A 10248-nucleotide genomic window follows, 5' to 3' on the forward strand; every position below is an offset into this window, starting at 1 on the left:
CATGGTCTGGATGACTCCGAGAGAAGAAATCATAGCGTTGCGGGATGATGGTCTGAATTTCCTCACCACTCAGTCCTCACCACTCAGTCCTCATCACTTGAGCGTAGCGATTCACTGGGGGATGGTCATGGCCGTCTACCCGTTCTGGTCGGGTGTAGCCACTCAGACCGGCCGTCTTCTTAAGCTTCAGGGTTCTGTTGCCGCGGCTCATGTCCAGCGCCGGGTCCGCGAGCAATACGGCGAGCGGGAGACGGTTTCCCGAGCAGCCCGCCGCGTGCTGCGTTCATACTTGGACTGGGGCGTGCTTCAGGAGACCGGCGCAAAGGGCATCTACTCCGCCGGGATAACGCTGGCCGTTGATGATTCCCGACTGATTGCCTGGTTGGCCGAGGCCTCCCTTCATATCCGGGCCAACGGCTCGGCCCCGCTCAAAGATCTGCTCGACAGCCCGGGCTTCTTCCCTTTTCGGATCAAGCCGATTCACGCCGAAAGCCTGGTGGCTGCGTCATCCAGACTCGACATTCTCCGCCACGGTTTGGATGACGAGCTTGTCATGCTCCGGAACGAGACGACGAAAGGAGGCGCACCATGACTGTCTTCCGGCGCGCCTCTCAGGCCAATCCGCTTTCTGGCGAACCCGGTCACGAACCCGGTCAACAACCGACCTTTATTGCCTTTTCTGAAGGCACTTTGCTTGAATCGGACAAGGTCCCTATTGCCGAGATCGCCGAGCTCGCTCTTCGGGAAGGCCAGTGCCCCAATCCGATCTATCGGATCCATCGCTGGTTCGCACGGCGGTTTGGCTCTCAACTGTGTACTTGGGTGTGGAGGCGCTTGGGTGGTTGTGGATTGATAAAAAACATTAAACTATAGGAGGAAGGCCGATGATCAGGGAAATCCCAGACAGTGAATTCAAAGGACGGATGGTTCGTATTCAGGAGAAGCTGAGCGAGAATGACTTTGATGCTTACCTGGTCCATTCCAACGAGGCCGACCAGGCCTCCGTTCGCTATTTGAGCGATCATTGGCCGATATTTGAAACGGCCGGGGTGATCGTGCCCCGGGAGGGTGAGCCGATTCTGCTCATCGGTCCGGAGGCTGAACCGTTTGCCCGGCAACGCAGTAAAATACCGAAAATCCGCAAAATGCTGGCCTACCGCGAGTCGGCGGAACCGGACTACCCGGATATCCCGATAGCGACTTTTCGGGATATCTTTGATGAGATTTCCAGCGGAAAAGGGATCAAGCGTCTGGCTTTGGGAGACTACGCTATCTTGCCCCAGCCGGTGGTGGACGGGGTAAAGGAAGCGCTGGGGCGGGGAGGGGAAATCGTCCGGGCGGAATGGATTATCAGTAACCTGCGGATGGTCAAGTCCGCCAATGAGATCGCCCTGATGCAAGAGGCGCACCGGATAAGCGAACTGGCCCTGGAAAGCCTCCTCCAGACGATGAAGCCAGGTATGACCGAGAAAGAAGTCGTTGGTCTCCTGATGGGGTTCCTCTATCAGCACGGGGCGGAATGTGAAGCGTTTCCCAACTACGTGTTCGCCGGACAAAAAACCAGGAACGCTATCGGACGACCGACCTATGACCGGATCGAATCAGGCCAACTCATCCAACTGTGCATTGGGGCCCGGTTTGGGGGATACGCCTCGTCGGTGGGGCGGCCGGTGATCTTCGGAAAAATGCCTGAGGAAATGAAAAAACGGGTCCAGTTCGGACTTGACGCTCATCTCCAAACCTATGAATGGATCCGGGAAGGTGTTGTCGCTAAGGATATCGCCAATAAGTTTTACCGGTATTACGAAGATCATGGATATGCCCGGTGTTTCCTGTACGGTCCCTGTCATGGAGCGGGGATCATCGAAGTGGAAAAACCCTGGGTGGAAACCACTTCCCACTATCCCCTGCAGGTGAACATGGCTTTCATGGCGGATACCTTCTTTACCTGTGCGGACTATGGATTTCGTTGGGAAGATGGTTTTCGGGTCACCCCGGAGGGGTGTGAGGTGTTTTCCCGGGTGCGCAGCGAGATTATCGAACTGTAGCCATTCTCCAATTACTTTGGGAAAAAGAGTATCGATTCTGCGGAAGGATAAGCTGGAGGAGAGGATTGAAGAGCAGGTCTGGGGTTTTTTCCAAAGGAATTGGGAAAGCAGAAAACCGGTCAAGAGTCTCGGATGATTAAACGTGGAGAAACCCAGGAGTGAGGGTGGTGAGAGTTTTCTATTGACAGATATCGCGGAGTAACGGGATAATATTTTGGGAAGACCGGTCAATACCATCCAATCAGAGGAGAGGGATTCTCATGGATCCCTCTTTTTATTTGCCGGGTTCCTGCAGTATGAGAGAATGGAAACCGAGGCGTGGGGAGGAGAGACAGAATGCCCATTGTTCACGAAGTGAGCTTGGACCGGATCTTTGAGGTCAAACCGGGCGACAACCTGTGGGAGGCGCTCCTGCGGGAAGGCCTCGAAATCGAGGCTTACTGTGGTGGACTTGGGCTCTGCGGAAAATGCGTGGTCAAGATAATTGCCGGAAAGGTTAGCGAACCGAACTCCCAGGAGGGAAAGCATCTCGGGGAACGAATTCGAGAAGGGTGTCGGCTGGCCTGTCAAGTTGTAGTCACCGGCGATCTTCGGATTGATGTCACTCCGGCACGGTCCGGAAAAGTGACCGCTCTTACGGAAACAATGGAAGCGGAAATCGGAGAACTTCCCCTCAGACGCGAATTGGTAAATTTGGAAAAGCCCCCCCTGTATCGCCTGGCTTCCCTGCAGGATATTTTGGGGCACCACCTTTGCGGACAAAACGCCCCCCGGTTATGGACTGTACAGTCTCTTCAAGGGATTTCCATGATTGAAGACCGCGCCTCGCAAACCTTTGAGATAGTTTTTGACCGGAACATGGTCCGCTGGACTGGAAAAAGCCTTCAAAAAGACCCTTTTTTGGGCTTGGCGGTCGATATCGGTACGACCACGGTTGCAGTGGAATTGGTGGATCTCGAGACGGGAAGTACGGTATTCCGGGCGGGAACCCTGAATCGCCAAGCTGGTTTCGGGGCAGACGTTATCTCCCGCCTGCGGGCCATTCAGGAGGATCACGGCGCTCTCATGGTCCTGCGGGAACAGGTTGTCCGCACCATTAATGATCTGGTTCAGGGAGCATCTCAGCAAACCGGGATTGATCCGGGGCGAATTTTTGCGATCACCGTTGCCGGGAATACGATCATGGAGCATATTTTGCTTGGGGTATCGCCGCTCTCGATTGGTGTGGCACCATATGCGCCGGTGTTTAACCATTCGATGGAATTGCGCGCCACAGATCTTGACCTGATCACCAATCCCGAAGCCCAGGTCTATCTTTTTCCTTCCGTTGCCGGCTATGTCGGCGGGGATATTGTCGCCGGAGCAGTCGCTCACGGCTTGCTGGAGGAACCGGAATGTCTACTCTATGTCGATATCGGAACCAATGGGGAAATCGTCCTGGTGGAGGGAGGCCGGATTTTATGTTGCGGAACCGCCGCCGGACCGGCTTTCGAAGGCGCCCAGATTAAATTCGGAAGCCGGGCGGCACTGGGAGCGATCTGCGGGGTAGAAAGCGAAGGCCAGACCCTTAAGATTTCTACGATCGGCAACGCGCCACCGCATGGCATTTGCGGGACAGGACTTATCGATGCCCTGGCCTGCCTGGTCCGGGAAGGATTGATCAATTCCAACGGACGTCTGGTGGGAAACGGGGGAAGTCTGGAAGCATACTTAGGACAGCAGGGGACCCATAAAACCTTTACCCTAAGCCGTGATCCTTTAATTTATATATCCCAGGAAGACATTTCTCAACTTCAATTGGCCAAGGCAGCGATCGATGCCGGCCGAAAGATTATGCTCAAAGAGGCGGGAAAGAATGAAGAGGCGATAGTCCGTGTCGTACTGGCCGGCGCCTTTGGTACTTTCATAAACCCAGCAAGTGCCGTAGCCGTCGACTTGATCCCGCCGGGGAAAGTTGTTACAACGGTAGGAAATGCCTCTCTGGCCGGCGCGAAGAAAGCGCTGGTTTCCTCTGAGTTTCGTGATCAGGCAGAACGGTTCGCTCGGGAAGCGCGATATATCGAGCTCTCCGGTCGGGCTGATTTTCAGGACATGTTTTTCGAATCCCTGATATTTTCGCAAGCGCGCATATAAATTATGGAAGCGAGCAGGGATGAGACACAGGAGTCAATCTGTCGGCGGAGAGGACAGCATCGGGTATGATAAAGCAGGCGATGAGGCGGTAAGCTATTAGGCGGTAGGTCAGGCGATAAAGCAATGACCGCGTTGGGCCTTCCTAAAAGCCTAAACGGCGAAACTGCCGCAGCCTGTATTTACAGGAGGTTAGCGATGGCAGTACTCAAACCATTTCGAGGATACCGGTATTCGGAGGAGAAATTCGGGAAAGACAGGATCGGTGCGCTTTTCGCCCCTCCCTATGATGTGATTTCTGAGCGATTGCAGGAAAAACTGAGACAGGACCCTTTGAATATCGTTCATGTCACTTTGGGCAAGACGAACGGAAATTATGAAAAAGCCGCGCGGCTTTTCCGCTCCTGGATAGACAGAGGAGAGATTATCCAGGAGGAAAAACCGGCATTTTATATTTATGAGCAGATCTATCGCCTGAACCCGGAAGACGACGTACGGGTACGGACCGGTTTTGTGGGCTTGGTACGGCTGGAGGAATTCGAGAAAAAAATTATCATGCCCCATGAAAAAACCATGCCCAAATACTCGCTGGACCGGTTGGAGCTACTGAAGGTTACCGGGGGTAACCTGGAACAAATATTCGGTATCTACAACGATGCTTCCGGCGAGATCGAGCGGTTGTTGGAAAAGAGCAAAACAGAGGAAAATCTCCTGATCGACTTTATCGATTGTCAGGAGATCCGCCACCGCATATGGAGCATGACCGCTGCCGGGGACATCAACACTGTCCGGCGGGTCATGAATCCCCGCACCCTGATCATCGCCGACGGACATCATCGTTATGAAACCAGCCTGATGTACCGGCGGGAAATCAGAAAAAAACTGGACGATCCACTTGAGGAAATACCGGAAGACCTGGTGATGATGACCCTCGTCAACCTGAAAAACCCCGGTCTCCTGGTCCTCCCCACTCATCGGCTGGTCCACGACCTTCCCGTAAACACCCTGGAGGGGTTCCTGGACCGCTGCCGGACCTACTGCGAGGTCATTCCCTTCTCTGACCAAGAAGCCATGGAAAACTTTTTGGCAGGCTCACCGAAGCGGACCTTCGGGGTCTACATCAAGCCCCAAAACGTGTGGGCGGCCTTGACGCTACGCGAGGTATCGGTGATGGATCGGTTGCTGGGCCGGGAAAATGTCAACCGGTATCTGGATACCTCGATTCTTCATGAGTTGATTTTGAAGAAAATCCTGGGCATCGATGAAGACATGCAGGCGAACAACGTCGACTACCTCAAGGGTACCAAGGATGTTTATGCGGTTGCCCGGGAGGACAATCATTACCAACTGGTTTTCGTGATGAAGCCCACTCCGATCGAAGATATCGAGCAAGCTGTCGCTCACGCCCAGCGCATGCCGCAAAAATCCTCCTATTTCTATCCCAAAGTCTGGACGGGCCTGGTTATGCGCCTGCTGGAGGAGAGGGCGCGATGAGAACCCGCCTTCTGTTGGCTCTTGACATTCTCTCCCTGTCACGGGCGAGGGAATTATGTGGCTTGCTGGCAGAGGTCGTGGACATCATCGAGGTGGGAACCCCGCTTATCGTTTGTCACGGACTACCGGTCGTAAGCAAGGTACGGGAATGGACCGGCGGAGGGCGACCCATCTTCGCCGATACCAAGATCGTCGATGCCGGACGGTGGGAAACGCTGGAAGCCGTCAGAGCGGGAGCTGATATGGTATCAGTCTTAGCCGGGGCTTCCGAGGCCACCCTTTCGGAGGTCAAGCAAAGTGTCGTGGACAGCGGAGCGGAGATGGTCGTGGATACCATCGACCTTTCACCGCGGGACGAATCAAAAATAGAATTCATCGACCACCTCTTGCCGGACTATCTCTGTCTTCATCTCTCGACTGATGTCGTGAAGCGGGGAGGTACGATCCTTGATCACCGGAAGGTGCTGCCTCTGACCGCAAGTCCTCCGGAACGAATCATGGTTGCGGGGGGAATCAATCTCCATAATCTTCGTGAAGTGCTTAAAGCCTTCCGACCCGCGGTAGTGGTAGTCGGTTCCGGCCTAAGCGCCCAGGAGAATCCTTTGGCGGTCGCTCGGGAAATGAGGAGGTATATCGATGAGTCTGGTGTTTGAAGAGGCGAAGGGGATCATCATCCAGGAGGCCGGGGCCCTCCTGGATTCAATAGATCGGGAAGAGGCCCAGCGGTTTATTGACACCATGGAGAAGGACTGGAAAGACAGGCGGCTTTTTTTCTGGGCCCGGGGACGCAGTTTCCTGGTCCTTCGGGGATTCGCCATGCGTCTTATGCACATGGGCTATGAGGTGCACCTGGTGGGAGAACCAGATTGCCCTTCCATCCGCAAGGGCGATGTCCTGGTTACCGCTTCCGGTTCCGGCTCCACCTCTTCGCTTCTCCTGTTTTGTGAAAAAGCCAAACGGGAGGGTGCGATGATCGCCTCGCTGATCGGGCACGGCGGATCACCGTTGGAAACAATAGCGGATTGTACAGTGGTTTTTCATCCGGAACGCTGTCCCGATTCCGTTCAGTTGTTTTCCAGCGGCGGAGGGACCCGCTTTGAACATGCCCTGTCCTTTTTTTTCGATGCCTGTATTCTCAGCCTGCTCTATGACCGCCGGGAGGAAGCCTACCGGGAAATGATGCTCCGGCACGCCAACCTGGAGTGACAAGAACCTTACGCCAGAATCAGGTCCACTCCTGAGTTTTGGAGCAACGAGACATACGATCCCGGAATCCCGGAATCAGTGATAATGAGATCGAAATCTTTCAGTTCGGCGAAATATCCAATCTTGACTTTTTGAAATTTGGATGAGTCGGCCAGCAATATTCTTTTATCTGATGACTCCAGAGCCGCTTTTTTGGTTTCGACTTCGTACGCGTTGGCACAGGTGACGCCCAACTTTTTTTCGATTCCGGCAGCGGAGAGAAACGCTTTGTTGGCCCGGGTTTTTTTCAGAAGACTTATCCCTTCGGCACTTTCAAACATCAGGGTGTTGCCGTGGAAGTACCCGCCGGTAAAAATAATTTTCCAGTGGGGATTACTGCAGACCTTGGTCAGGATATTGAGGGTAAAACAGATGATGGTGAGGGGAACGCTCGGGGGAATGAATTCCATCAGGTGCTCCGTGGTCGAGCCGGTGTCGATAATAAGGGTATCGTTTGGCTTCACCTGAGCCGCCGCTTTTTGGCAGATCCTGATTTTTTCACGGATCATGCGGGATTCAGCAGTTGAGATTAAATAATTTTCATTGTCTAACTCAGGACTAACATCCTTTTTCAGTATGGCTCCGCCCGGGATAACGGTAGCGATATTTTCCTGCGAAAGAGTATCCAGATCCCGCCGGATAGTCATCTCCGACACTCCCAGTTTTTTGGAGATTTCGCGGATACGAACCGCTCCGTTGAGAGAAAGAGCATTGGTGATAACGTTGATTCGCTCTCTTTTTTTCATCATAATTTTAGTAATGATAACCTCCAGCCACACAAAATACAACTGATGACCACTCTTTTCTTTTCAACACTGTGATATAAATCACATTTTTGTTTAGATACTTAACACCTCTTTTCCCTCCACTTTCGCAGGACAGGTCCCCCCGAAAGCTTTCACGATGCCCCATATCCGGGATTATTTATCGCGGTCTCGCTCCGTTCCTCACTCTATAATTCCATAGGATCCTTTATTTATTCCCATTCTGAACCGGTTGGCAGGACTTTATCTTCAGGAGAATCAAAGATTGATTCCTGGTTGATCTTTGTTGTGGTAATTTCTGGACAATATTTTTGGACACAACCGTTGACAGAAGGTAGGTGATATGTTATTTTTGAATAAAATTATGTTGGAATAATAACACATAGGGGCAGCGTAAGCAAGATGCCTGCCTTGATCTCAAGGAAAAAACGAATGGAGAGGAGCAGTGATGATTATGGATGTGTATTCGGATGCTTTGGGAATGATCGAAACCAGAGGATTTGCCGCTATGGTGGAGGCTTCCGACGCGATGGTGAAGGCGGCTCGGGTTGAGCTTATCGGCTACGAAAAAACCGGGGGCGGTTACGTCACGGCCATCGTCCGGGGAGACGTAGCGGCGGTCCGGGCGGCGCTGGATGCCGGTCAAGCCGCGGCGCAGAAGGTTGGAGAGTTGGTTTCGGTCCATATTATACCCCGCCCTCATACTAACGTCGACGAGGCGCTTCCGCTGGGTCGCAAGACGGCAAAAGGTAAAAACGGCTAAGCGTAAGTTGCCGGGTTTCAGAAAAAGGAGTGAGTTGTATTCATGATTCTTGCCCGGGTCGTGGGAACCGTAGTTTCAACCCGCAAAGAACCGAAGATGGAAGGGATAAAATTTTTACTGCTGGAAAAGATTCACCCCGCCACTCAGGAAGGAAGAGGTGAGTACCTGGTAGCCATGGACAGCGTCGGTGCCGGAACAGGAGAAGTTGTTTTCTTTGTGGGAGGGAGCAGTTCTCGAATGACCACCGTTACCGAAGGCAAACCAAGCGATGCCACGGTAGTGGCCATCGTGGATGAAATCGAAATGAACGGGAAGTCAGTTTTTCGAAAAGGTTGAATATCGGATGATTCTGGCCAAGGTCACCGGAACGGTTGTCAGTACGACGAAGAGTGACGGGATTGCCGGTTTACGCTACCTGATTGTCCAACCCTGTGACAGCCAGGGAAAGAAAGCTGAAGAACATCTGATAGGTCTGGATCTGGTCGGTTCCGGAGATGGAGAAATGGTTCTCGTTTCGCAGGGAAGTTCCGCACGTCAGAGCCGGGAGACACACCAGAAAGCGGTGGATTGTGTCATTGTGGGAATCGTTGACCTGATTGAAGAAAACGGCCAGGTGGTTTTTCGTAAATAAGCGAAACATTCAATTCATATACCGGGGAGAAGCGAAGGGACATGGACTTGGTAAAGGCCGTGAAGGACATGGGAGTCGTGGGAGCCGGCGGCGGCGGTTTCCCCACCCATTTAAAAATCAGAAGTCCCTTGACCATGGTGATTGGGAATGGGTCCGAGTGCGAGCCTCTCTTGTCCAATGACAAGTATCTGTTGGAATACGAAGGTGAGAAGGTCATTGGCGGACTGGATTTGGTCATGAAAAGCACTGGAGCGGAAACAGGGATCCTGGCCATGAAGAAGGATTCTGCTTGGTTGGCTGATCGTCTTCGGGAAATCATCGGTCAGCGCGATGGTCTGCGGCTCTTTCCGGTAGATGATTATTACCCGGCCGGAGATGAACACCTGTTGGTTTGGGAGGTAGCCGGCCGTCAGATACCCCCGGGTGATATCCCGCTCTCGGTGGGATGCTTGGTTCTCAATGTGGAGACGCTGGCCAACGTGTACCGGGCCTCCCAGGGCGAATCGGTCACCCGGCGAACCCTCAGCTGTGCCGGCGCGGTCCGGCAACCATCAGTGGTGCGGGCCCGGCTCGGTATGGCCATGCAGGAGATTATTGAGTTGTGTGGCGGTCCTACCGTCGAAGATTATTGTCTCGTGGTGGGAGGACCGATGATGGGAACGATCGAGTTCGACCCGTTGTCTCCGGTGACCAAGACCACCGCCGGGTTGATCGTGCTGCCCCGGGATCACTCGCTGGTGCGCAAGCGAACCCTCCCCCTCTCCTTCATCGTCAAACAGAGCAAAGCGGCCTGTTGTCAGTGTACTTACTGTACAGAGCTGTGTCCGAGATATCTGTTGGGCCATCCGCTGCTTCCCCATAAAATAATGAGACAGATCAACCTGGGGCTCGATATTCCCCAGGAGGTCATACAGAACGCTTTCTTGTGCAGTGAGTGCGGCTTGTGTGAAGTCTACGCCTGTCCGATGGAACTCTCGCCGCGCATAATAAACCAGACGATCAAGAGGCAGTTGACCCAGGCTGGTTTTCAGCCGCGATATTCCACTGCGGCAGGGTCGGTGGGAGAAACCTTCCGTTACCGAAAAATTCCCTCTTCAGTGGTCAGAAACCGCCTGCAACTGATGCACTACCCGGCTCATCCCCTTTCACCGGTTTTGGAGACCGATCCTGCCC

Annotated in this window: 12 protein-coding genes; 11 read left to right on the top strand and 1 reads right to left on the bottom strand. The window is 53.4% G+C overall.

Translation table 11 applies throughout. The annotated features are described in order from the left end of the window. The 7 genes from VLH40_01485 to VLH40_01515 form a co-directional block, all read left to right on the top strand. The coding region (locus tag VLH40_01485) for a hypothetical protein (GenBank protein HSV30681.1) at positions 1-592 on the top strand (592 nt) is incomplete at its 5' end. After that, positions 589-873, top strand: a complete 285-nt coding sequence (locus VLH40_01490; GenBank protein HSV30682.1) for a hypothetical protein — start codon at positions 589-591, stop codon at positions 871-873. The genes VLH40_01485 and VLH40_01490, both read left to right, overlap by 4 nt. An 11-nt stretch (positions 874-884) precedes the next feature. Continuing rightward, positions 885-2048 (top strand): Xaa-Pro peptidase family protein, encoded by a 1164-nt coding sequence (locus tag VLH40_01495; GenBank protein ID HSV30683.1) that lies wholly within the window; start codon positions 885-887, stop codon positions 2046-2048. Positions 2049-2384: 336 nt separating this feature from the next. Next, on the top strand, positions 2385-4181 hold the full coding sequence (locus VLH40_01500; protein ID HSV30684.1) for an ASKHA domain-containing protein: 1797 nt from the start codon (positions 2385-2387) through the stop codon (positions 4179-4181). Between the two features lie 195 nt (positions 4182-4376). Further along, positions 4377-5672 carry a DUF1015 domain-containing protein gene (locus VLH40_01505; GenBank protein HSV30685.1) on the top strand — a complete coding sequence of 432 codons (1296 nt, stop codon included), beginning with the start codon at positions 4377-4379 and terminating at the stop codon, positions 5670-5672. Beyond that, the gene (locus VLH40_01510; protein HSV30686.1) at positions 5669-6325 is read left to right on the top strand and encodes an orotidine 5'-phosphate decarboxylase / HUMPS family protein; all 657 of its coding nucleotides are present in this window, start codon (positions 5669-5671) and stop codon (positions 6323-6325) included. The genes VLH40_01505 and VLH40_01510 overlap by 4 nt, the downstream gene beginning before the upstream one ends. Beyond that, positions 6309-6878, top strand: a complete 570-nt coding sequence (locus VLH40_01515) for an SIS domain-containing protein (GenBank protein ID HSV30687.1) — start codon at positions 6309-6311, stop codon at positions 6876-6878. Before VLH40_01510 ends, VLH40_01515 begins: the two co-directional genes overlap by 17 nt. 8 nt (positions 6879-6886) lie before the next feature. Here the strand turns inward: VLH40_01515 and VLH40_01520 are convergent, their stop codons facing one another. Continuing rightward, complete coding sequence (locus VLH40_01520) at positions 6887-7696, bottom strand: DeoR/GlpR family DNA-binding transcription regulator (protein ID HSV30688.1); 810 nt, start codon at positions 7694-7696, stop codon at positions 6887-6889. A gap of 433 nt (positions 7697-8129) precedes the next feature. Between VLH40_01520 and eutM the strand changes: the two genes are divergently transcribed. From eutM to VLH40_01540, 4 genes are all read left to right on the top strand, one after another. Next, positions 8130-8444, top strand: a complete 315-nt coding sequence (gene eutM / locus VLH40_01525) for an ethanolamine utilization microcompartment protein EutM (GenBank protein ID HSV30689.1) — start codon at positions 8130-8132, stop codon at positions 8442-8444. A 42-nt stretch (positions 8445-8486) separates the two neighbouring features. Further along, positions 8487-8780 (top strand): EutN/CcmL family microcompartment protein, encoded by a 294-nt coding sequence (locus VLH40_01530; protein HSV30690.1) that lies wholly within the window; start codon positions 8487-8489, stop codon positions 8778-8780. A gap of 7 nt (positions 8781-8787) precedes the next feature. Next, on the top strand, positions 8788-9075 hold the full coding sequence (locus tag VLH40_01535; GenBank protein ID HSV30691.1) for a EutN/CcmL family microcompartment protein: 288 nt from the start codon (positions 8788-8790) through the stop codon (positions 9073-9075). A gap of 41 nt (positions 9076-9116) precedes the next feature. Continuing rightward, positions 9117-10248 (top strand): 4Fe-4S dicluster domain-containing protein (locus VLH40_01540; protein HSV30692.1); only part of this gene is annotated, 1132 nt, incomplete at its 3' end.

This window comes from Atribacteraceae bacterium, assembly GCA_035477455.1.
GTDB lineage: Bacteria > Atribacterota > Atribacteria > Atribacterales > Atribacteraceae > DATIKP01.

Bases quoted from the DNA above. Each gene is read 5' to 3' on its own strand.
- VLH40_01490 (HSV30682.1), top strand. From the start codon at position 589: ATGACTGTCTTCCGGCGCGCCTCTCAGGCCAATCCGCTTTCTGGCGAA.
- VLH40_01495 (HSV30683.1), top strand. From the start codon at position 885: ATGATCAGGGAAATCCCAGACAGTGAATTCAAAGGACGGATGGTTCGT.
- VLH40_01500 (HSV30684.1), top strand. From the start codon at position 2,385: ATGCCCATTGTTCACGAAGTGAGCTTGGACCGGATCTTTGAGGTCAAA.
- VLH40_01505 (HSV30685.1), top strand. From the start codon at position 4,377: ATGGCAGTACTCAAACCATTTCGAGGATACCGGTATTCGGAGGAGAAA.
- VLH40_01510 (HSV30686.1), top strand. From the start codon at position 5,669: ATGAGAACCCGCCTTCTGTTGGCTCTTGACATTCTCTCCCTGTCACGG.
- VLH40_01515 (HSV30687.1), top strand. From the start codon at position 6,309: ATGAGTCTGGTGTTTGAAGAGGCGAAGGGGATCATCATCCAGGAGGCC.
- eutM (HSV30689.1), top strand. From the start codon at position 8,130: ATGATTATGGATGTGTATTCGGATGCTTTGGGAATGATCGAAACCAGA.
- VLH40_01530 (HSV30690.1), top strand. From the start codon at position 8,487: ATGATTCTTGCCCGGGTCGTGGGAACCGTAGTTTCAACCCGCAAAGAA.
- VLH40_01535 (HSV30691.1), top strand. From the start codon at position 8,788: ATGATTCTGGCCAAGGTCACCGGAACGGTTGTCAGTACGACGAAGAGT.